The organism is Streptomyces sp. NPDC004134, assembly GCF_042874195.1.
Classification (GTDB): domain Bacteria; phylum Actinomycetota; class Actinomycetes; order Streptomycetales; family Streptomycetaceae; genus Streptomyces.
Genome location: NZ_JBIAMS010000004.1, coordinates 318,572 through 341,227 on the forward strand (window position 1 = coordinate 318,572; position 22,656 = coordinate 341,227).

13 protein-coding genes and 1 pseudogene are annotated in these 22,656 nt (G+C 73.6%); 9 read left to right on the forward strand and 5 right to left on the reverse strand.

What is annotated here, in order from left to right:
• Positions 1-136 precede the first annotated feature (136 nt).
• Both ACFYVJ_RS08600 and ACFYVJ_RS08605 read left to right on the forward strand, forming a co-directional pair.
• Positions 137-997, forward strand: a complete 861-nt coding sequence (locus tag ACFYVJ_RS08600; protein ID WP_388887833.1) for a helix-turn-helix domain-containing protein — start codon at positions 137-139, stop codon at positions 995-997.
• A gap of 219 nt (positions 998-1,216) precedes the next feature.
• Positions 1,217-1,426 carry a DUF397 domain-containing protein gene (locus ACFYVJ_RS08605; RefSeq protein ID WP_101424018.1) on the forward strand — a complete coding sequence of 70 codons (210 nt, stop codon included), beginning with the start codon at positions 1,217-1,219 and terminating at the stop codon, positions 1,424-1,426.
• Positions 1,427-1,554: 128 nt separating this feature from the next.
• On the opposite strand, the gene ACFYVJ_RS08610 is transcribed toward ACFYVJ_RS08605, so the two are convergent.
• On the reverse strand, positions 1,555-2,211 hold the full coding sequence (locus ACFYVJ_RS08610) for an NADPH-dependent F420 reductase (RefSeq protein ID WP_388887835.1): 657 nt from the start codon (positions 2,209-2,211) through the stop codon (positions 1,555-1,557).
• A 132-nt stretch (positions 2,212-2,343) separates the two neighbouring features.
• Between ACFYVJ_RS08610 and ACFYVJ_RS08615 the strand changes: the two genes are divergently transcribed.
• Positions 2,344-2,733, forward strand: coding sequence for a winged helix-turn-helix transcriptional regulator (locus ACFYVJ_RS08615; RefSeq protein WP_388887837.1), 390 nt, complete (start codon positions 2,344-2,346; stop codon positions 2,731-2,733).
• Between the two features lie 122 nt (positions 2,734-2,855).
• On the opposite strand, the gene ACFYVJ_RS08620 is transcribed toward ACFYVJ_RS08615, so the two are convergent.
• Positions 2,856-3,965 carry an ADP-ribosylglycohydrolase family protein gene (locus ACFYVJ_RS08620; protein WP_388887838.1) on the reverse strand — a complete coding sequence of 370 codons (1,110 nt, stop codon included), beginning with the start codon at positions 3,963-3,965 and terminating at the stop codon, positions 2,856-2,858.
• 251 nt (positions 3,966-4,216) lie between these two features.
• On the opposite strand from ACFYVJ_RS08620, the pseudogene ACFYVJ_RS08625 reads away from it, so the two are divergent.
• Positions 4,217-4,552 (forward strand): annotated as a pseudogene (locus tag ACFYVJ_RS08625) (zinc ribbon domain-containing protein); the annotation flags it as partial.
• 180 nt (positions 4,553-4,732) lie between these two features.
• On the opposite strand, the gene ACFYVJ_RS08630 reads toward ACFYVJ_RS08625, so the two are convergent.
• The 3 genes from ACFYVJ_RS08630 to ACFYVJ_RS08640 all read right to left on the reverse strand — a co-directional run bounded on the left by ACFYVJ_RS08630 (position 4,733) and on the right by ACFYVJ_RS08640 (position 12,109).
• Complete coding sequence (locus ACFYVJ_RS08630; RefSeq protein ID WP_388887840.1) at positions 4,733-8,107, reverse strand: tetratricopeptide repeat protein; 3,375 nt, start codon at positions 8,105-8,107, stop codon at positions 4,733-4,735.
• Between the two features lie 281 nt (positions 8,108-8,388).
• Entirely contained in the window at positions 8,389-11,094 is a 2,706-nt protein-coding gene (locus tag ACFYVJ_RS08635; RefSeq protein ID WP_388887842.1) for a bifunctional FO biosynthesis protein CofGH, read from the reverse strand.
• 73 nt (positions 11,095-11,167) lie between these two features.
• Positions 11,168-12,109 (reverse strand): TIGR03619 family F420-dependent LLM class oxidoreductase, encoded by a 942-nt coding sequence (locus ACFYVJ_RS08640; protein WP_388887844.1) that lies wholly within the window; start codon positions 12,107-12,109, stop codon positions 11,168-11,170.
• Positions 12,110-12,186: 77 nt separating this feature from the next.
• Here ACFYVJ_RS08640 and ACFYVJ_RS08645 point away from each other — a divergent pair, with 77 nt between their 5' ends.
• From ACFYVJ_RS08645 to ACFYVJ_RS08665, 5 genes are all read left to right on the forward strand, one after another.
• Positions 12,187-12,582 (forward strand): hypothetical protein, encoded by a 396-nt coding sequence (locus ACFYVJ_RS08645; protein ID WP_388887846.1) that lies wholly within the window; start codon positions 12,187-12,189, stop codon positions 12,580-12,582.
• Between the two features lie 178 nt (positions 12,583-12,760).
• Positions 12,761-14,245 (forward strand): CehA/McbA family metallohydrolase, encoded by a 1,485-nt coding sequence (locus ACFYVJ_RS08650; RefSeq protein WP_388887915.1) that lies wholly within the window; start codon positions 12,761-12,763, stop codon positions 14,243-14,245.
• A gap of 589 nt (positions 14,246-14,834) precedes the next feature.
• The gene (locus ACFYVJ_RS08655; RefSeq protein ID WP_388887848.1) at positions 14,835-17,753 is read left to right on the forward strand and encodes a BTAD domain-containing putative transcriptional regulator; all 2,919 of its coding nucleotides are present in this window, start codon (positions 14,835-14,837) and stop codon (positions 17,751-17,753) included.
• 700 nt (positions 17,754-18,453) lie between these two features.
• Positions 18,454-21,357 carry a BTAD domain-containing putative transcriptional regulator gene (locus ACFYVJ_RS08660; protein ID WP_388887850.1) on the forward strand — a complete coding sequence of 968 codons (2,904 nt, stop codon included), beginning with the start codon at positions 18,454-18,456 and terminating at the stop codon, positions 21,355-21,357.
• Positions 21,358-21,508: 151 nt separating this feature from the next.
• Positions 21,509-22,654, forward strand: a complete 1,146-nt coding sequence (locus ACFYVJ_RS08665) for a hypothetical protein (protein WP_388887852.1) — start codon at positions 21,509-21,511, stop codon at positions 22,652-22,654.
• Positions 22,655-22,656 lie beyond the last annotated feature (2 nt).

The following is a 22,656-nucleotide window of genomic DNA, read 5'->3' on the forward strand; positions in this document are numbered from 1 at the left end:
CACATTGTGGGCCAAACCTTCGCCCTCTGCGGCGATTTCGCGACGATCGCAGCGGCACACACTCCGTCGGTGGCAGGCTGCACCCAGTAATGAGATACGTCCGCACGCGGATTACGCACCCGGAGGTGCAACTCCCTTGGCGTCCAACGTCAACCCCACGGTCAGGCGGCGCCGCCTCGGCCAGGAGCTGCGCAGGCTGCGCGAGCAGAAGAACATGACCGCGGAACAGGTCGCCGACCGGCTGCTGGTCTCGCAGTCCAAGATCAGCAGGCTGGAGAACGGCCGGCGCAGCATCAGCCAGCGCGATGTCCGCGATCTGTGCGGCGTGTACGAGGTGGAGGACGAGCGGATCGTCAGCTCCCTGATGCAGATGGCGCGGGAATCCCGCCAGCAGGGCTGGTGGAACGCCTTCGGGGACGTGCCGTACAGCGTCTACATCGGCCTGGAGACCGCCGCCGCCTCACTGCGCATCTATCAGTCGCTCGTCGTGCCCGGGCTGCTGCAGACGCGCGCGTACGCGGCGGCCGTCATCGCCGGCAGTTCGCCGGAGGTGACCGACGCGGACGTCGAGAAGCGGGTGAACGTGCGGATGCGGCGGCAGGACCGGATAAAGGGCACCGAGCAGCCGCCGCTGCGGCTCTGGGCGGTGTTCGACGAGGCCGCGCTCCAGCGGGTGGTGGGCGGCGCGCACATCATGCGCGAGCAGTTGGAGCACCTGATCGAGGTGTCGCGGTTGCCGCATGTCACGGTGCAGGTGCTGCCGTTCGAGACGGGTGCGCACCCGGGGGTCACCGGGCAGTACGCGATTCTGGAGTTCCCCGAGGAGTCCGACTCCAGCGTGATCTATCTGGAGGGCGTCACCAGCGATCTCTACCTGGAGAAGAGCGACGACGTCCACAACTACAGCTTGATGTACGAGCATTTGCGGGCGCAGGCGCTCAATCCAGAACAGACCCGGAAATTCATCGCGGATACGGCTAAGAAGTACGCCCGCTGATAATCGGGGGCGCGGCCGGGTATCCCGAAACGGAGGCACGGTACACCCGTAGCCGGACGCTCCGGAAGAGCAGCGGCCTTTCGCCATCCGGTTGAGTGAAAGCCCCCTGACCGGTGGGTTGTTGAGCGGTAGCGTCTCGGCGTCGGGCCGGGGCGTCGACAACACTCCGGCCTGCAACGGGCAGGAAGAAGTTGAGTCCCTCAGCAACCGGAGAAGAACATGGCAATCGAACTCGGCGCCACCGGCGCCTGGACCAAATCGACCCACTCCGCGGGCAACGGCGAGTGCATCGAGGTGCGTTCGACCGCACCCGGGCTGGTCTCGGTGCGCGACTCGAAGGTCCCGGACGGGCCGGTCCTGGACTTCACCCCCGAATCCTGGGCCGCATTCGTGGCCGAGGCGGCCGGCGGCGCTTTCCGTACGGCCTGACCGACGGTGAATCCGTGAGTTGACCGGAATCTGCACCACCGCAAGTCCGAACGCCCTCTCGACTGGCTCGCCGTCCCGGCCGAGAGGGCTCGGCCTTTTCCACCCGGGCCCGCCGCCCGGCCTCCCGCCTAGCCGGCCACCGGGCCGGTCACCGGGCCGAAGACCGCGCCGGGCTGCCGTCCCTGGCGCCACACGCCCGCCGCGAAGGCCGCCGCCGCCTCCAGCAGCCCGGCCCGCGCCAGCCCCCCGCCGTCCGCCGGCTCGCCTCCCGCGTCCCGTACGAGGGTCCGCACCACCGCCAGCGCGCCCTCGTCGTCCCCGCACAGCGGCACGGTGACCCGCGCCTCCCCGGGCCCGGGCGGCCTGCGCCGCCAGACGTCGGCGGGGGCGAGGTTGAAGCCCTTGACGACATGGGCCCCTTCGGCGAGGCCGGCGACCCGCCGGGCGGCGCTGGGACCCCCGGCCAGCAGGTCCGGGTCGGGCTCCATGGTCGCCGTGTCGAGGGCGTTGGTGCAGTCGACGACGGTACGTCCCCGCAGTACCCCCTCCCCCGCGCCCGCCTGCCGCAGCGCGTCCGCCAGCGCCGCGTACGGCACGGCCAGCAGCACGACCGTCCCGAACCCGGCCGCCGCACGCAGGCTTCCGGCCCGGCCGCCGGCCCGCTCCGCCAGCTCCGCCGCCTTCGCCGCGCTCCGCCCGCCGACCAGCACCTCGTGCCCCGCGCGCGCCCACGAGCCGGCCAGCGCGTCCCCCATGGCCCCGGTGCCCAGCACTCCGATACGCATCGTCGCTCCTCCATCTGTTCGCGGTGTCCCAAGCGACACTAGGAAGACCGAAAGGCACCGATCGGTGCGTAACGGATGCGCTAGAAGGACGACAGGAGCAGCAAGCAGGAGGAAGAGGAGAGGAGGAGCGGAATGAGCGAGACGCTGCCGGCCGTCCCGGTGCACACCAGCCCCTTTCTCGCGGACTGCCGCGCCCGCGTGGGCATCGACGTGCTCGCGCACGCCTGGAACGGCATCGTCATCTTCGCGCTGAGCGAGGGGCCGCGGCGCCCCGCCGAGATGCGGAAGGCGATCGGGGGGATCAGCCCGAAGGTCCTCAACCAGACGCTGCGGCGGCTGGAGGGCTACGGGCTGGTGGAGCACCGCCGCTACGCCGAGGCCCCGCCGCGCGTCGAGTACCGGCTCACGGACAGCGGGCAGTCGCTGCTCGGGCCGCTGTGGGCGCTGGCCGCGTGGTCGCGGGAGCACGGGGACGGGGTGCTGGTCGCGCAGGAGCGCGCCGAGCGGCAGCAGCGCGGCTAGCGGCGGGCGGCGTCGGCGCGGACAGGGGCAGCGGCCGGCGCGGGACAGCGCGGCCGCCGGCGCGACGCAGGGCGGCCGTCGGCGCGACGCAGGGCGGCCGTCGGCGCGGGACAGGGCGGCGGTCAGCGCGGATAGCGCAGCAGCCACGCCTCGTTGGGGGCGCTCTCGCCGTGCAGCGCCGGGCCGAGGGTCATCTCCAGGGCGAAGTCGTCCGCCAGTTGGAGGATCGTGCCACGCCCCTCGACCTCCGCCACCCACGCCGGCGGCAGCGCCGTCTCGCCGTGCTGCGCGCCGAGCAGGCTGCCGCACAGCGAGCCGGTGGCGTCGGAGGCGCCGCCGTGGTTGACGGCGAGGAGCAGGCCGTGGCGTACGTCGGTCGCGGCCAGCGCGCAGTACAGGGCGAGGGCGACGGCCTCCGCGGCGCTCTCGCCGGTGCCGAGCTGTTCCACCTGCTCCGGGCCCGGCTCCGGTCCCTGGCGGGCGTCGAGCGCGTCGCGCAGGGCCGTCGCGGTCTCCTCGTGGCCCGGGCGCCCGGCGAGGATCTCCAGCGCCCTGCCCACCGCCTCCTCCGGCGCGTCGCCGCGGGCGAGGCCGTGCACCACGACCGCGTACGCGCCCGCCGCCAGATAGCCGGTCGGGTGGCCGTGGGTCTGCGTGGCGCACTCGGCGGCGAGCTGGAAAACCAACTGCGGCTCCCAGCCCACCAGCAGCCCGAACGGCGCGGAGCGCACCACGGCCCCCGGGTCCTTCGCCTCCGGGTTGCGGGGCTCCTGGAGCGTGCCCATGCGGTCGTCGGCCAGGCCCCGCAGACTGGCGCGGGGCGCGCCGCGCTGCGAGTACAGCCACTCCTCGCGGGCGAGCCAGCCGTCGTCGGCCTTGCGCTCGTCGGGGCCCCAGTCCTTCTGCGTGGCGTACCAGCGGCGGTACGCGGTGTGCACGTCGGTGGGCGGGTGCCACCGGCCGCCGTCGCGGCGCACCTGGGCGCGGATGAGGCCGTCGACGGTGAACAAGGTCGTCTGGGTGTCGTCGGTGACCGCGCCGCGGCGGCCGTAGGCGGGGGCGAAGTCGGCGGCGCCCTCCGGTCCGTGCTCGGCCCGTATCTCCGCCAGGGAGGCATCCGCGATGCCGGCGCCCAGTGCGTCGCCTATGGCGCCGCCGAGCAGGCAGCCGCGCACTCTGCTGCGGAAGTCCTGCTGCTCGGCGCGGCCCCAGGTGCGGCGTGCGGTCGTCACTCAGGGCCTCGGGGTACGTCCCGGTCTTCGGGCCGGGGTCGAATCGGGCTCAACTGTCGGTCCTCCCAGGTAGGTTCGTGGTCATGACGACGGACACAACGGCCTACGCCCGGTACGCGTACCGGCTGCGCGTGTCCGCCGGCGCGATCCGCGCCCTCGAAGCCGAGTGGGCGCGCTGCCGCTGGGTGTGGAATGAGTCGGTGGCCCGATCGAAGAAGGCCCGTGGCGACGGGGAGAAGTGCGGACCGGCGCGCCCCCGTTTCCTGGCGAGGTCGCCCATGGCCCGAAAGGCGGCGGACGCCGGTATCCGGGCCACGAAACACGCCCTGGTGGAGACAGCCCGCAAACACGGGCGCATCGTCCATCCGGTCCACCCCGCGCACACCACCATGGACTGCGCACAGTGCGGAGCGAGAGCCAAGCACGCACTTCCCCTTTCGGAACGTACCTACGCCTGCACCTCGTGCGGAGCCGTGTCCCCCAGGGACAAGAACTCGGCGCGCGTGATGCTGGTCCGGGCTGGTCTCGACCCGGCTGGTGCCGATCGTGTAAGACCTCGCGACCCGCCGGGCAGCAGGCAACGTGAGCCAGGAATCCCCGCCACCAGGCGAGGGGGAGGAGTCAATCGGCCACCTCAGTCCGGACGTTCGGTCTCTCGCGGTCAGGTCTCGCTGCGGGTCTCGCTGTCTGGTCGCGCCCCGTTCGGCACGTGCTCCGGCCCAGCACTGTAATCGAGGGAAACCGAGAGGCCAGCGGGTGTATCCGCGTCACGCGCCCGGCAGTTCGCGGAGCAAGTCGTCGATTGTGCGCAGATATCCCTCGATCCGGGGCAGGTCCGCGGCCGCCGTGGCCGGCGTGGCGGCCAGCATGGAGAAGAGCGCGCGTACGTCCTTGAGCAGCAGCCAGTACGTCCTCGCGGTCGCCAGCTCCGCCAGCGCCGCGTCGGCGGCGGCCCAGTCCCCGGCGGCGGCGCGGCACATCAGCCGCGCCTCCACCCGGTCCGCGTCGGTGACGGAGTCCGCCAGCATCGCCGCCTCCACCGCCGCCCAGCGCTCCGGGGGCGGGGTGTTCCCGGTCAGCCGCCCCAGCAGGAGGTCGTCGAACCGGGTGTAGCCGTCGTCCGGGTTGGCCGCGAGCGCCTCCGCGACGTGCGGACGGGCCTCCTCGTACCGGCCGAGTTCCATCAGGGTCTCGGCCTTGTCGCCGTAGAGCGACTTGTCGTCGGGGTCGGCCGCGAGCGCCGCGTCGAGCGCGGCGAGTGCCTCCTCGTGCCGTCCCTCCAGGGACAGCAGCCGGCCCTTCAGGCTCAGCCCGTCGGCGTGGTCCGGCCACGCGGCGAGGACCGCGCCGACTTCCGCGTACGCCTCGGCCGTCCGCCCGATGTGGCCGAGGGTACGGGCCCGGCCGATCCGTGCCCACCTGCGCGTGGCGTCGATCTCCAGGGCGCGGGCGTAGTCCGCGAGCGAGTCGTCGAAGCGGTCGGCCATCCGGAGGTAGACGCCCCGTGTCTCCAGCACCCACGTGAGCCGCGGATCGATCTCCAGCGCCCGGGTGAATTCGGCGAGCGCCGCGTCGACTTGCCGCTGCGCCGCCAGGCACTGCCCCCGGCCGGCGATCGCCCAGGCGTAGTCGTGCTCCAGCTCCACGGCCCGGTCGAAGTTCGCCAGCGCCTCCTCGATCCGCCCGGCGAGCCGGTGCACCTCCCCGCGCTCGCCCCAGCACCACGACCACTCCGGCTTCAGCTCCAGCGCCCGGTCCACGTCCGCCAGCGCCTCGTCCAGCAGGTTCAGCCGGCGGTAGGACTCGCCCCGGTTGGCGTACGCCCAGTCGTAGTCGGGCGACAGCTCCAGCGCGCGGGTGTAGTCGGCGACGGCCGCCTCGAACCGCTCGGCGTCCTGGTGCAGCCGGCCGCGTTCGACCCAGCACCACTCCCACTGCGGGTCGACCGCCAGCGCCCGGTCCAGATCCGCCAGCGCCTCCTCGGGGCGGCCGAGCGCGGCGTGGCACTGGGCGCGGCTGGCGTACGCGTAGGCGTAGTCTCCCTCCGCCGCCTCCAGGGCCCGGTCGAAGTCGGCGATCGCCTGTTCCGGGGCGCCCGTGACCCGCCGCACCTCGCCGCGCATCGCCCAGCTCATCGGGGACGGGTCCAGCTCCACCGCCTGGTCCAGGTCGGCCCTCGCGTCGTCGTGGCGCTCCAGGTAGAGCCGGGCCCGGCCGCGGTGGGTCAGCGCCCAGGCGCGGTCGGAGTCGGCCTCGATGCAGCGGGTGAAGTCCGCGTCCGCCTCGGCGTAGCGGTCGAGGAGTACGTACGCCTGGCCGCGGCCCGCGTACGCCCGGGTGAAGGCCGGGTCGAGCGCCAGCGCCCGGTCGAAGTCCGCGACGCTCGCGTCGAGTTCGTCGGCGTTGCGGAACTCCCGCCCGCGCAGGGTGTGCGCGAGCACCCGCTCGGGATCCGTCAGCTCCGCCTCCCGCAGCAGGAACGTGCACACCTCGACGACGCCGCGCGGGCCCTCCCCCATCACCGCAAGCAGCCGCCGGCCCCAGTCCCGTACGGGCTCGCTGTCCGCGTCCGTGCCCGCCTGCTCCATGGTCTGCGCCCACCGCCGGGTCTCGGCAGGGCCGACGTCGGCGGCCTGGAGGGCGTCGCGGCGGGCGCGGCGCAGCGCGCCCTGGGGGTCGGCGCACAGCAGGTGGTACGTCTCGTTGCGGCGGTGGCCGAACCACCGTTCGTCCAGCCAGCGCTCCTCCTGCACGTCGGTTCCGGCCGGCAGGGTCGCCTCCAGCTCCGCGCACCAGCCGGCGTGCGCCGCCGCGAGCGCGCGGTGCTGTTCGCGCCAGCGCTGCGGCGACTGCGCGCGCTGCACCCGCAGCATCGCCGAGCGGACCACGCCGTGGTACTGCACCCGGCCCGCCTCGTCGCTGACGAACGGCAGCGCGCGCAGCCACCCGTACAGCCCGGCGGCCGCGGGGGCGACGGCGACCCGGAACACGTCCTCGTCCAGCGACGGCGGCAGCGCGGCGGCCTGCGCCGCGGCCTTCTGCACCGGGTCCGCCACCCACTTCAGGAACCGCTCCACGGCCGTGCCGCTCGGGTCCCCGCCACCGGGGCGGACCGGCGGCGTCTCGGCGAGCATCGAGGTGAGCACCGGCAGCCGCCCGGACAGGTGCAGGATCTCGTCCACGACCCGGGCGTCGGCGATACCCCTGGCGGCGATGAGCGCGCGGGCCTCCTCCTCGGTGAAGAGCGCCAGCTCCAGTTCGGCGGCGAAGTCGCCGGCCGGCCAGCGGGCGGGGTCGAGCCGCTGCTGCCCGGCGCGGGTCACCACGACGTTGGCGGGCAGCGCGCCGTAGCGGTCGCTGGTCATGACGTCGCACAGCCAGGCGTCGAGGACGGGTCCCGTGCGCTCGTACGTGTCGAAGAAGAGCGCGAGCCACGGGACGGCGGTGCCGACGCCGCGCAGGTCCTCCAGGAAAGCGGGGGTGAGGGCCTGGAGCGGGGAGAGGACGAGCTGGACGTCGTCGTGGCTGCGCAGCCGGGTGGAGAGCGCGGCGCGCCAGCGGTCGAGGCTCTGCGCGACCTGCTGCGGGTCCATGGCGCCGGCGACGGCGCCGAGTCCTGGCACCAGGCCGAGTCCTGCCAGGCCCGCCTGGGCGGCGATGCCGGCGGCGGGCGAGGCGGCGGCGGGCGCCTGGGCGGCGGGCGCGGCGCCCGCGGCGTCCACGGGACCCGCCTGGTGCGGCACGCCGGGGGTCCCGGCGCCGGGCTGGCCGGGCACGCCGTCGAGGGTGGCGACGACGGAGTCCGCCTCGTGGCGCCGCTGGCGGTAGCGCTGGAGCAGCCGGTCGAAGCCCTTCAGCGGGTGGCCCTGGCGGGCGAGTTGGGCGCTGATCGCCTCCATCGCCTCGGGCACGCTGGCCGCCGACTCGTCGACCTGCGCGGTCAGCGCGCCCTGCTCCCCGGCCAGTTGCAGCAGGCGGCGCAGCAGCGACGTCTTGCCGACGCCGGCGACGCCGTGGAAGTGGAAGAGGAAGCGGTGCGCCGGATCCTCGGGGGGACAGCGGAAGTTGTCCCGGTACGCGGTGATCTCGCGCTGCCTGCCGACGAATCCCGACCGGCGGCGGTCGCGGATCAAGTCCTGCATGGACGGACGCACTTCGGGCACGGCGCCACCTCCCCCGGGGGCGAGCTTAAAGCCTCGGGGCGGCGGCGGGGGCGGGCCCGGACGGGTTCGGCCCGGGCGCTCCCGCCCGTGCGGTACGGGCGGCCGCCCGGCGCGCCGCGCGCGCCCCGTTCCGTACGCGCCGGGCGCCCGTTTCCCGTACGCACCGGGCGCCCGTTCCGTACGCGTCGGGCTCCCCGTTCCGTACGCACCCGGTGCCCCCTTCCCGTACGCGCCGGGTGCCTCCCTTCCCGTAGCGGCCGCTACTGCCCCAGCACCGGGAGCAGTTCCGGCAGCCGGCCGTCCGCCGCCTCCGCCGCGCGCAGCCGCTCCTCCGGCACCTCCCCGTACGTCGTCGTCCGCGGCCGGGCCGGGCGGCCCGCGGCGGCGGCGATGGCGACGAGGTCCTTCACCGAGCGGTACGACCCGTACGAAGACCCGGCCATCCGCGAGATCGTCTCCTCCATCAGCGTGCCGCCCAGGTCGTTGGCGCCGGAGCGGAGCATCTGCGCGGCGCCGTCCGCGCCGAGCTTGACCCAGCTCGTCTGGATGTTGGTGATGTGCGGGTGGAGCAGCAGCCGGGCCATGGCGGTGACGGCGCGGTTGTCGCGCATCGTCGGGCCGGGCCGGGCGATGCCCGCCAGGTAGACCGGCGCGTTGGTGTGGATGAACGGCAGCGTGACGAACTCGGTGAAGCCGCCCGTGCGCTGCTGGAGCTCCGCGAGCAGCCGCAGGTGGCCCAGCCAGTGCCGCGGCTGGTCCACGTGCCCGTACATCATCGTGGACGAGGACCTCAGGCCCAGCTCGTGCGCCGTGGTGACGACCTCGATCCAGTCGGCCGCGGGCAGCTTGCCCTTGGTGAGGATCCAGCGCACCTCGTCGTCCAGGATCTCGGCGGCCGTGCCCGGGATGGAGCCGAGCCCCGCCTCCTTGGCGGCGGTCAGCCAGTCGCGTACGGAAAGGCCGGTGCGCGCGGCGCCGTTCATGACCTCCATGGGCGAGAACGCGTGCACGTGGATGCCCGGCACCCGCTCCTTGACGGCACGGGCGATGTCGAAGTACGCCGTGCCGGGCAGGTCGGGGTGGATGCCGCCCTGCATGCAGACCTCGACGGCGCCCACGTCCCACGCCTGCTTGGCGCGGTCGGCGACCTGCTCGACGGAGAGGGTGTAGGCGTCGGCGTCGGTGCGGCGCTGGGCGAAGGCGCAGAAGCGGCAGCCGGTGTAGCAGACGTTGGTGAAGTTGATGTTCCGGGTGACGACGTACGTGACGTCTTCGCCGACCGTGGCGCGGCGGAGGTCGTCGGCGATGCCGCAGAGGGCGTCGAGGGCGGGGCCTTCGGCGTGCAGCAGGGCGAGGGCCTGGGCGTCGGTGAGCCGGGTGGGGTCGTCGGCGGCGCGGGCGAGGGCGGCGCGCACGTCGGCGTCGAGCCGGGCGGGGACGGGGCCGTCAGTGGCGGTGCCGTCGGCAGGGCGGTCCGGGGCGTCCGTGGCGGCGCTGCCGGTCGCCGCGGTCGCTTCGGACGCCGCGGTCGCTTCGGACGCCGCCGGGTCGCCGGACAGTTCCCTGGCCGTCTCGCGCAGGGCCTCCCAGTCCCCGTACACCGCGTCGAAGTCACCCCGCCGGTCGCCCGTGCGGCCCTCGGTGTCGATGGTGCGGTGCAGGTCCGTACGCCCCCCGGCGGCGAAGCCGCCGTCCGGCTCCTGCCAGGGCAGCCCCCGCGGCCGTACGTCACGGGCGAGGCCGGTCTCCGGGTCGGCCAGCGCGCTGACGTGCGGCAGCACCCGCGGGTCGAGCCACGGCTCGCCCCGGCGCACGAACTCCGGGTAGACCGCGAGCCGTTCGCGCAGCTCGAACCCGGCCGCCGCCGACTGCGCCGCCAGCTCGTCCACCTGCGGCCAGGGCCGCTCCGGGTTGACGTGGTCCGGGGTCAGGGGCGAGACACCGCCCCAGTCGTCGATCCCCGCCGCGATGAGCTTGCCGTACTCCGCGTCCACCAGGTTCGGCGGCGCCTGCACCCCGATCGCCGGGCCCAGGATGAGCCGGGTGACGGCGACGGTGGCGGCGAGGTCGTCCAGCTCGGCGTCGGGCATGCCGCGCATCGCCGTGTCCGGCTTGGCGCGGAAGTTCTGCACGATGACCTCCTGGAGGCCCTGGTACGCCCGCTGCACCCGGCGCAGCGCGAACAGCGACTCGGCGCGCTCCGCCGGCGTCTCACCGATGCCGATGAGCAGCCCGCTGGTGAACGGCACGGAGGAGCGGCCCGCGTCCTCCAGCACCCGCAGCCGTACCGCAGGCTCCTTGTCGGGCGAGCCGTGGTGCGGCCCGCCCGGCTCGCTCCACAGCCGCTCGGCGGTGGTCTCCAGCATCATCCCCATCGACGCGGCCACGGGCTTGAGCCGCTGGAAGCCGGCCCAGGTCACCACGCCCGGGTTGAGGTGCGGCAGCAGGCCGGTCTCCTCCAGCACGCGGACGGCCATCGCGCGGACGTACGCCTGCGTGTCGTCGTACCCGTGCGCCTCCAGCCACTCGCGCGCCTCGGGCCAGCGGTCCTCGGGGCGGTCCCCGAGCGTGAACAGCGCCTCCTTGCAGCCGAGCGCGGCGCCGCGGCGCGCGATGTCCAGCACCTCGTCGGGCGACATGAACATCCCGTGTCCCTCGCGGCGGAGCTTGCCGGGGACGGTGACGAACGTGCAGTAGTGGCAGCGGTCCCGGCAGAGCCGGGTGAGCGGCAGGAAGACGCTGCGCGAGTACGTGATGACGCCGGGCCGGCCGGCCGCCGCCAGACCGGCGTCGCGCACCCGGGCGGCGGAGGCGGAGAGGTCGGTCAGGTCGGCACCGCGCGCCTGGAGGAGCACGGCGGCCTCGGACACGTCGAGGGCGACGCCGTCGCGGGCACGCTTCAGGGCGCGGCGCATGGCGTTGGCGGGCGGGGCGGGGACGGGCGGGGGCTTCATCTTTCCGAGCATACGAGGCAGGTCGGACACCGGTGCGGGCCGCGGGGCGCGGGGGGCGGCTGCGGCGGGCGGGTTTCCGGCCTGGTCAGAGGAACCGGGCGTACGCGTCGAGCGCGCGCAGCACCTCCGTCTCGCCGGCGGGCGGCAGTTGGACGACGGTCTCCCGTACGCCCTGCGCGGCGAAGTACGCGAGCTTGCCCTCGCTCGGCCGCACCGCGTACGGCACCACCTCCAGCGCCGCCGGATCGCGCCCGGCGTCCTCCCACACCTGGCGCAGCCGCGGGATGCTGTCGGTGAGCCCGCCGCCGCCGATGGGCATCCAGCCGTCGGCGTACTCCGCGACGTGCGCGAAGAGCTTCGGCCCCGGCCGGCCGCCGAGCAGGGTGCGCGGGCCGTGCAGCGGGGACGCGCCCTTGCGGGGGCGCGGGGCCTGGACGGGCTTGGGGTGCGCCTCGGAGGCCCGTACGGCGGTGCGCGGCCCGGAGCCGCCCGCCGCATCCCCTCCGCCCTTCGCGCCCTTCGCGCCCTTCGTACCGGTCGCGTCCGCCGCCTCCGCCTCCCCGTCGTACGCCGTGGGCTCCGGCGCCCAGAGCGCGTTCATCAGCCCCATCCGCCGCCGCCCCAGCTCCCGCCGCCCGCGCCAGTCGACGCCGTGGTCGTCGGCCTCCTCCTCGTTCCAGCCGAAGCCGACGCCGAGCGTGAACCGGCCGCCGGAGAGGAAGTCGAGCGTCGCGACCTGCTTCGCCAGCACGATCGGGTCGTGCTGGGCCACGAGCGTGATGCCGGTGCCGAGCGCCAGCCGCTCGGTGACGGCGGCGGCCTGGCCGAGGGCGACGAAGGGGTCGAGCGTGCGCCCGTACTCGCGGGGCAGCGGTTCCCCCATCGGGGCGGGGGTGTCGCGGCTGACGGGGATGTGCGTGTGCTCGGGGAGGTAGAGCCCGTGGAAGCCGCGCTCTTCCAGCTCACGCGCGAGGGCCGGGGGGCGGACGGTCTCGTCGGTGAGGAAGACGGTCACGGAAATACGCATTCGCGCAGTATCCAGCGCGAGTCGTACGCTGGGAACAACCCCCGCGGCGATTCCCGCCGTGAGACGGGAGGCCCATCATGTCTGTCCGGCCGCGTCGTTTCTCCTCTCTTGTGGTGCCGGTCCTGTGCGCCGCCTCGTTATGCGTGCTCTTCCAGCCCGCGGTCGCCTCGGCGCAGTCGTCGGGCGGCGGAGTCGGCTCGGCGAGCGGCGCCGCGGGCCGGTACATCGACCCGGGCATGAGCGCGGGCGCCTCCATGGGCGCGACGACGACGGTCTCCGGCGGGTTCTCGGCGAGTACGGGAATCACGACGGGGGTCACCACCACGTCCGGCGGCACGGGGCCCACGACCACGGGCGGGGGCGGCGGCGGCTGGGGGTCGGTGCTGTTCGTCGCCGGCGTGGTCCTGGTCTGCTTCCTCGCCGGGCGGGCGATGCGCCTGATCGGCGCCGTACGCCGCCGCCGCGGGCACTGACGGCGGGTCCCGGCCGTACCGTCCGCCGCTCACGACCCACGCGTCCCGCAGTGTTCCCTTCCGCGTCACCCGCGTATAGGACCCGTGTAGCACCGTCTCAGCGATGAACCGACGCGAAGGGACCGCACCCGTGGACAGACGCGACCTGTTGAAGCTCTCGGCGGCCACCGCCGGAGTGATGACGCTCGCCCCCGTCAGCTTCGCCAGCGCGGCAGACGACGCAGAAGGCTCCGCCACCGGCGCCGAGGACAGCCGGACCGTCACCGGCCATCTGGAGCCGGGCGCACCGGACTTCGTCTACCTGCCGGTCGACGTGCCTCGCGGAGTGCGCGAGATCCACGTCTCGTACCGCTACGACCGCCCCCAGGTGCCCGCGGGCACGACGGGCAACGCCCTGGATATCGGCATCTTCGACGAGCGCGGCACCCGCGACGGCGGCCGGGGCTTCCGCGGCTGGTCGGGCGGCTTCCGCACCGAGTTCGCGATCAGCGCCGACCGGGCGGCGACGACGCCCGCGTACCTGCCGGGGCCGGTACGGGCCGGCCGCTGGCACGTGGTGCTCGGCCCGTACACGATCGCCCCGCAGGGTCTCGACTACGAGGTGACGATCACCCTGCGCTACGGCCCGGCGGGCGAGACCGCGCCGCCGCGGTTCCCGCCGGAGCGCGCCAAGGGCCGCGGCCGGGCCTGGTACCGCGGGGACTGCCACCTGCACACGGTGCACTCCGACGGCGCCCGTACGCCCGCGGAGACCGCGGCGGCGGCGCGGGCGGCGAAGCTCGACTTCATCACGACGACCGAGCACAACACGTCCTCCGGGCACGCCGCCTGGGACGGGCTGTGGGGCGACGACCTGCTGGTGCTGTGCGGCGAGGAGGTGACGACGCGCAACGGGCACTACCTGGCGGTCGGCACGGAACCGGGCGTGTTCGTCGACTGGCGCTACCGGGCGCGGGACGACGCCTACCCGCGCTACGTGCGGCAGATCCACGCCGCCGGCGGGCTGGTCGTGCCGGCGCACCCCAACTGCCCGTTCGTCGGCTGCCAGTGGAAGTTCGGCTACGAGGGCGCCGACGCGGTCGAGGTGTGGAACGGGCCGTGGACGACGGACGACGAACTGGCGGTGGCCGCCTGGGACAACGCCCTGACGGCGGGCCGCGAGGGCGGCGGCCACGGCGCGATGGACTGGCTGCCGGCGGTGGGCAACAGCGACGCGCACCGCGACGGCCAGGTCGTGGGCCTGCCGCAGACGGTGGTGCTGGCCGACGACCTGTCCCGGCAGGCGCTGCTGGCGGGCCTGCGCGCGGGGCGGAGCTGGCTGGCGGAGTCGGCGGACGTGGACGTGGAGTTCACGGCGTCGGGCCCGCGGGGCGAGCACGCGGGCATCGGGGAGCGGCTGCGCACGGCATCGGACGCAAAGGCGACGGTACGGCTGAAGGTCACCGGCGGCCCGGCGAAGGCGCAGGTCCGCTTCATGACGGACGAGGGCCAGTTGTACGCGACGACGCTGGCGGACGGCGCGGGCACGGTGGAGTGGCAGACGACGCCGTCGTACGCGGCGTTCGTCCGCGCGGAGGTACGCCACCCGGCGGCGGACGGCGGGGCGAGCGGGCTGCCGGGGGCGATGTCGGCGATGACGAACCCGATCTGGCTGGGCCGCTGAGGCGGGGGCCGGGGCGTAGCGGAAGACGCTCCGGCCGCAAGGCGGCGCCCTCCGGTGGATCGGCCCCGGAGGGACGCCGCTGCCGCTCGGGTCAGGCGGGTGTGGGGCCTTCCCGGGCAAGGCGGCAGGCGAGGTCGCGGGCGAGGCGGCGGGCGAGGAACCGTGCGGACCTGTCGGAACGAGGTCCTTACCGCAGCCCCGTAGCACGCCTTCCGGTTTCGGACACCCCTGATTCGGCCCTGCCCGAACGGGCACGGCCTCTTCAGGACATATAGAATCCAGCCGAACTGACGCGTACGGCAGGTTTGGCCTATGTGGTCCTTCCTCGTGATCGTCTTCGCCAAGGTGGTCGGCAGGAGCACACCGCAGCACCTTCCTGACGAGGCGTCAGCTCACGCGCGGTGCGTGACTGGGGGCGCACGGCGAGGATCACGCGCCGCGCCGCTGCGCGGGGTGTGCTCCCGAAGGCCGAAAAACGTCCACTTACTGGGCCATTGGCCCAGCCAGAGCGCTGTCGTTGCTGACTAAAACACCCCCGGCAGGGCAGACTTGGCTATCTGGAATCACCGGGACCGGGGAGGGGGCGGCCATGGCCCACGAAGACGAGACGAGTGCGCTGCGCTTCGCCGTGCTCGGCCCCGTCCGTGCCTGGCGCGGCGAGGAGTCCCTCCCGGTCGGTACGCCGCAGCAGCGCGCGATGCTCGCGGCACTGCTGCTGCGCGGTGGGCGTACGGCCACGGCCCAGGAACTGGTCGACGGCATCTGGGGCGAGGAATCCCCGCCGCGCGCGGTGTCCGCACTGCGCACCTACGCGTCCAGGCTCCGCCGGAGCCTCGGCGCCGACGCCCTGGTCAGCGAGGCCGGCGGCTACGCGATCCGGACCCACGGCACCGAGGTCGACATCGCCACCGCGGAGGAACTGGCCCGCTCGGCCGAAACCGCCGCCGCGGCGGGCGACTCCACCAAGGCGCGCGAGCTGTACGCGGGCGCGCTCGCCCAGTTCACCGGTGAACCCCTCGGCGGCGTGCCCGGCCCGTACGCCGACTGGCACCGCGACCGCCTCGAAGAGCTGCGCCTGTCCCTGCTGGAGCACCGCATCGAGCTGGACCTCGACGCCGCCCGGCACGCGGAGGCCGTCTCCGAACTGACGGCGCTGACCGCGGGCCACCCGCTGCGGGAACGGTTCCGCGAGCTGCTGATGCTCGCCCTCTACCGCAGCGGCCGGCAGGCCGAGGCCCTGGCGGTCTACGCGGACACCCGCCGCCTGCTCCAGGACGAACTCGGCGTCGACCCCCGCCCGGAGCTGGCCGACCTCCAGCAGCGCATCCTCCAGGCCGACGAGGACCTGGCCGCCCCGAAGACCGAACCCCTCGCGGGCGACGCCCCCTTCCGCGTCGTACGCCCGGCGCAACTGCCCGCGACCGTCTCGGACTTCACCGGCCGCGTCGGCGTGGTGGAGGAACTGGGCAAGGAGCTGGCGAACGCGCCGGACACGGTGATGGCGGTGTCGTCGGTCTCCGGCATCGGCGGCGTCGGCAAGACGACCCTCGCCGTCCACGTGGCCCATGCGGCGCGGGAATCCTTCCCCGACGGCCAGTTGTACGCGGACCTCCAGGGCTCGGGCCCGTCCCCGGCCGAACCGGCCGCCGTCCTGGGCGCGTTCCTGCGCGCCCTGGGCACCCCGGACGCGGACATCCCCGAGCCGGTGGACGAACGCGCCGCGCTCTACCGCTCCGTGCTCGCGGGCCGCCGCATACTGACCCTGCTCGACAACGCCCGCGACGCCGCCCAGGTACGCCCCCTCCTCCCCGGCACGGAGGGCTGCGCGGCCCTGATCACGTCCCGCACGCGGATGACGGACCTGGCCGGCGCCCACCACGTCGACCTGGACGTGATGGCCCCGGACGAAGCGCTGCTGCTCTTCACCCGCATCGTCGGCGCGGAACGCGTAGACCTGGAACGCGACGCGGCCATGGACGTCGTAGCCGCCTGCGGCTTCCTCCCCCTGGCCATCCGCATCGCGGCCTCCCGGCTGGCCGCCCGCCGCACGTGGACGGTCTCCGTCCTGGCCCGCAAACTGTCCGACGAACACCGCCGCCTGGACGAACTCCGCGTAGGCGACCTCGCGGTCAAGGCCACCTTCGAACTCGGCTACGGCCAACTCGAACCCGAACAAGCCCGAGCCTTCCGCCTCCTGGGCCTGGCCGACGGCCCGGACATCTCGGTGACGGCGGCGGCGGCGATCGTGGACCGCACGACGGAGGACGCGGAAGAACTCCTGGAAGCCCTGGTGGACGCCAGCCTCCTGGAGTCGGCAGCCCCGGGCCGCTACCGCTACCACGACTTGGTCCGCCTCTTCGCCCGCGACTGCGCGGACCGCGAAGAGCCCCCGGCGGAACGCGAGGCGGCGCTGTCGCGCCTGCTGGACTTCTACCTGGCGACGGCGGCAAGGGTGTACGAGCTGGGCCGCCCGGGCGACACGCTGACGAAGCACCTTGCAACGCTGCGCGAGTTGCAGCTTGACTTCGACAGCCAACAGGCGGCGCAGGACTGGCTATTCAACGAGGCCAGTTGCATGCTCGCTACCGCCCGGCAACTTGCCCACGGAGAGACGCTGGGCCGCACGGCCGACCTGCTCATGGCGACCAAGGATCTGGCAGAGTCCGGTGCGTACTCGCTGCAGTTCGTACCCGCCGCCACCACCGTACTTGAGGCGGCTTACAAAGCCGACGACACCCGCAGCCAGGGCCGTGCCAACACGATGCTGTCGTTCTCGCATCTCCAGACCGGCCGATTCGAGGAGGCCGACGAGTACGCGACGCGGGCCATGCTGCTCAGCCATGCCTCCGACGACATCCTCGTGACCGGCGAGGCGGCCTCCGACCGCGGCGTAGTCGCCTCCATCCAAGGCCGACACGAAGACGCCGACGCTCATTTGCAGCAGGCTCTCTCTGCGTACCGTTCGGACGGCAACCTCGACTGCGAGGCCAGCACGCTGAACAATCTCTCGCGCGCCCACACCGATATGGGCCGCATGGGGACCGCGGTTGAACTCGCGGAGCAGGCATTGTCGATCTACAAGAACCTCAACACAGCGACTTTCCGCATGGCCAACAGCATGTACGCCCTGGGAATCGCTCTGACGGGCGTCGGCCGACACGAAGACGCGCTGCTCCAACTGAGCCAGGCGCTCGATCTCTTCCGTACCCACCGCATGCCCCTGTGGGAGGGCATGACGCTGTTCCGGCTTGCCCAAGTGCACTGTGCCGCGGAGCAGTCAGCGCTGGGAGCAGCGAAAGCGGAACAGGCTCTCACGTGCCTCCAGGGCATCGGCGGGGACTGGCACCGGGCCAATGTCCTGACAGTGCTCGGCCGCGCACTCACGCAGCTAGGGCAGACTGGCAGGGCGCGGGCCTGCTGGAACGAGGCCGTCTCACTGCACGAGAATTCATCTCCCGGCGAAGCCGAACGGGTACGCGAGTTGCTCGCCCTGGCACCGGCCACCTGACTCGGGATCGGTTCTGTAACCGGCCCCTGACCGGCTCGTGACCGTTCAACGAAGTCGTTCATCGAACGTTTATCACGACTCGCCATGCTCCTTGTCATAGGCCCGACAGCCGGGGGAGGCCGGGCCGAGGGGGCTGGCCGCCAGCTGAGATCGTTAGGCTAAGCGGCCACGTGGCGCCCGACCCGGCGACCCGCGGGGGAGTCGCTGGGCCGGGTCGCCAACTAGCACACACTGAACAGGGGAGTTCAAGTGCCGAACGAGAAAGAGCAGGAGCCGACAACTCTCGGGTCCAACAGGCCTGCGCCGCCCAAGGATGAGACCACCGACGCCAACGAGCCGACCAAGACCGTCGAGTCGCCGAAGAAGGATGACGACTCGGAAGGCCCTGTAAAGCCGCTTGGCAGCAACAGGCCCTAGAACCGAAGGACGGCCCGAGGGGGGGCCAGACGGCCCGGTCGCGGCAGCAAGATGGGGACTGCTGCGGCCGGGCCTTTCTCCTACCTAGGAACAGAACACACGTGCTCTCTATACCGTTCGCCCCGGTGTCAAGCCGCCACGGAGCTTCCTCCCCTTTGCCGGCCAGAGCCTGTGCCAGCCACTTCAGCCGTCGATATCAGGCCGCGCAAACGGGCGTTGCTGACCGCACTCCGCTCCACGGCAGACTGCCGAACAGGGCTGCGAGGACCGGGGGGGCTGGGGCATGGCCGAGCGTCTGCGGACATCGTCGGCTTACGAGGCCGACGATGCTCACGGGTGGCTGTACTTCAGCCTGCTCGGTCCGCCAGCGGCGTGGCGCGGCACCACCCCGATCAACGTCGGCCCGCCGCAGCAGCGCACCGTCCTCGCCGCCCTGCTCATCGGCTCCGGCCACCACGCCACCACCCACGAACTCGTCGACGCCCTCTGGGGCGACGACCCGCCGTGCGATGCCGTCGGGACGGTACGTACGTACGTCTCCCGGCTCCGCAAGGCACTCGGTCCCGACGCCCGCCTCATCACCGGCCAGGCCGGCGGCTACGTCCTGCGGCCCGGAGCCGGCGCCGTGTCGGACCTGGCGATTGCCGAACAGGCCGTCGCCCTGGCCGACTCGGCAACGCGGGACGGCGACGCCGAAAGGGCCCGGTCGCTGCTCCGCGAAGCCCTCGGCCTCTGGGACGGCGAGCCGCTCGCCGGCCTGCCCGGGGCGTTCGCGGAGACCGAGCGCACGCGGCTCACCGAGTGGCGGCTGTCGCTGCTGGAGCGCCGGCTCGCCCTCGACATCGAGGCTTACGACTGCGCGGAGGCGATCTCCGAACTGACGGCGTTGACGGCGGCGTATCCGCTGCGGGAGCGGTTCCGGGAGCTGCTGATGCTCTCGCTGTCCCGCAGCGGCCGGCAGGCCGAGGCGCTGGCGGTCTACACGGACAGCCGGCGGCTACTGATCGATGAGCTGGGCGTCGAGCCCGGCCCGAAGTTGGCGGAACTGCAGCAGCGGATCCTCCGGGGAGGTGAGCAGCCCGTGGCACCAGCGGCCACCGCGACCGCGCGGTTGTCGCCTGCTCAGTTGCCGGCGAGATTGGCGGATTTCACGGGCCGGGACGCGTTCGTCGACGAGCTGGGCAAGCAGTTGGAGCAGGCGTCCGGCATGGTGATGGCGGTGTCGTCGGTCTCGGGCATCGGCGGCGTCGGCAAGACGACGCTGGCCGTGCACGTGGGGCACGCGGTACGGGATTCGTTCCCCGACGGGCAGTTGTACGCCGACCTCCAGGGCGCCGGTGCGTCACCGGCGGAACCGGCCGCCGTCCTCGGCTCGTTCCTCCGCTCCCTGGGCACCCCGGACGCCGAGATCCCCGAGCCGCTGGAGGAACGCGCCGCGCTCTACCGGTCGATGCTCGCAGGGCGCCGCGTCCTGGCACTGCTCGACAACGCCCGCGACGCCGCCCAGGTACGCCCCCTCCTGCCCGGCACCGAGGGCTGCGCCGCGGTGATCACCTCCCGCGCCCGCATGACGGACCTGGCCGGCGCCCACCACGTGGACCTGGACGTGATGGCCCCGGACGAAGCGCTGCTGCTCTTCACCCGCATCGTCGGCGCCCACCGCGTCACCCCGGAGCGCAACGCGGCGATGGACGTCGTCGCGGCCTGCGGCTTCCTGCCCCTGGCGATACGCATCGCCGCCTCCCGGCTGGCCGCCCGCCGCACGTGGACGGTCTCCGTCCTGGCCCGCAAACTGTCCGACGAACACCGCCGCCTGGACGAACTCCGCGTAGGCGACCTCGCGGTCAAGGCCACCTTCGAACTCGGCTACGGCCAGCTCGAACCCGAACAGGCCCGCGCGTTCCGCCTCCTGGGCCTGGTCGACGGCCCCGACATCTCGCTGAGCGCGGCGGCGGCGATCCTGGACCGTACGGAGGACGACGCCGAAGACCTCCTGGAAACCCTGGTCGACACCAGCCTCCTGGAGTCGGCGGCCCCGGGCCGCTACCGCTACCACGACCTCCTCCGCCTCTTCGCCCGCGCCTGCGCCCGCCGCGAGGAACCGGACGCAGAACGGGACGCCGCGCAGTCGCGGCTCCTGGACCACTACCTCGCCGCCGCCGCCCGCGTGTACGAACTCGGCCGCCCCGGGGACACCCTGACCAAGCACCTGAGCCCGGCGGCCCACGCCGGTCCGCGTTTCAAGGACCATCAGACGGCGCAGGACTGGCTCTTCAGCGAAGCGGAATGCCTGCTTGCCGCGGTGCGCCAGTTCGCCCACGGCGACTCGCTGCCGCGCACCGTCGGTCTGCTGCTCACCACCAAGGATCTCGCGGAGTCCGGCCTCTACTCCCCGCGGTTCGTGTCCCTGGCCACCGCCCTGGTCCAGGCGGCGGAGCAGCGCGGCGACATCCGCAGCCAGGCCCGTGCCCACGTCGTCCTGGCGGCGGCCCATCAGTTCACGGGCAGGTTCGAGCTGTCGTACGAGCATGCGAGTGACGCGTCCCGCCTGGCCGGTGCCTGCGGCGACATCTGGGTGGCCGGCGAGGCCGCGAACGACCGCGGGGTCACGGCTTCCGTGCTAGGGCGACTGGAGGACGCCCGGCGCTACCTGGACCAGGCACTGGTCGCCTACCGCGCGGATGGAAATCTGGACGGAGAGTCCTACGCGCTGGGGAATCTCGCGCGTGTCCACCTCGACACAGGGGCTACGTCAACGGCGATCGAATTGGCCCAGCAGACCCTGGAGGTCGACCGGAAAGCCGGTGCGCTGCTCCGTATGGCCTGCAACAGATACCAGCTGGCCATGGCGTTCAGCCAGGCCGCCCGGCACGCGAGCGCCCTGGTCCAACTGGACTTGGCGGTCGCCGCCTTCCGCGAGGACCGCATGAGCCTCTGGGAGGGCCTGGCGCACTTCCGTATCGCGCAGGTTCACCTCGCCATGCGTCAGCCGGCCGAGGCCGCTTCGTACGCCGAGAAGGCCCTCTCCCGGCTCCGCGGCATCGGCGGCGACTGGCACCGCGGCAGCGCGCTCACCGTCCTCGGCCGCGCCCTCGGCGAGCTCGGCCAGCGCGACCGGGCACAGGCGTGTCTGTCCGAGGCGCGTGACCTCCAGGAATCGGGCTCGACGCGGGCACCGCAGGGCTGAGCGCGCGGGGCGGGAAGCGGCCGCAAAGCTGACGGCCGCGGGAATTCTTCGGGTCCGACGCGCGCCGTCGCAGTGTCCTTCAGCGTGCGCGCCGTGGTCGCGGGAGACAATCCGGACTTCCGGATTCCGTACCACCGAGGTGAGGTCCTGCATGCCGGCCCCATCGCCTGCGGACCTGCGGGTCCTGTCGACTCCGCGCCCGCTCCCGTCCGTTCCGTACGCGCTCCAGGCGGTGGCGGCGTACGCGGCCGTGCGCCTCACCGGCCTGCTCGCGCTCTGCGCGGGCGCGGCGCTCCGGGGCGAGGACCCGTGGCACCGGCTCGACGGCCGCTGGGACGCGGTCTGGTACCAGCGCATCGCCCGCGACGGCTACGGCCACGAGATCCGCCTCCCCGGCGGCAGCGTCCACCCCGACCTGGCCTTCTTCCCGCTGCTGCCGCTGCTCGAACGGGGCCTGTCGGCGGTCTCACCACTCGACGCCGCAGACGCCGGGCTGCTCGTCGCCGGCACGGCGTCCTTCGCCGCCGCCGCGGGCATCTACGCGGTCGGCGCCCACGTGGCGGGGCACCGGACCGGGGCGTTCCTCGCCGCGCTGTGGGGGGCGGTGCCGGTGGGTTACGTGCAGTGGATGGCGTACACGGAGTCGCTGTACACGGCGCTGGCGGCGTGGTCGCTGTACGCGGTGCTGACGGGCCGGTGGCGCGCGGCGGGCGGGCTGGCGGCGGCCGCGGGGCTGTGCCGGCCGAGCGGGGTGGCGCTGATCGCGGCGCTGGCGGTGGCGCCGCTTGCGGTACGGGGCGGGGAGCGCCGGCGGGCGGCGGCGGGGGTGCTGCTGGCGCCGGTGGGGTGGCTGGCGTACGTCACGTACGTGGGCGTACGCCGCGGAAGCCCCACGGGCTACCTCGACGTACAGGCGGAATGGGGCAACAGGGTCGACTTCGGCGCCGCCCTCGCCCGCTTCACCTGGGCCCGCCTGACAGGCCCCTGGCCGTCGCCGCTCACGGGCGTCGCGCTCTGCGCGGCGTTCGCGGCCCTGGCCCTCCTGATCCGGCACACCGTCCGCGACCGCCAGCCACCCCCGCTCCTCGCCTACAGCCTCACCACGGTGGCCCTCTCCCTCGCCGGCTCCGCCTACTTCGGCTCCCGCCCCCGCCTGCTGCTCCCGGCGTTCCCGCTGCTCCTGCCGGTGGCGGGGTGGCTGGGGCGGTGGCGCTGGGGGGCGGGGACGGTGGCGGGATGCGCGCTGGCGTCGGGGGTGTACGGGGCTGTGGCCCTGCTGGGGACCGGACCGCCGTGAGG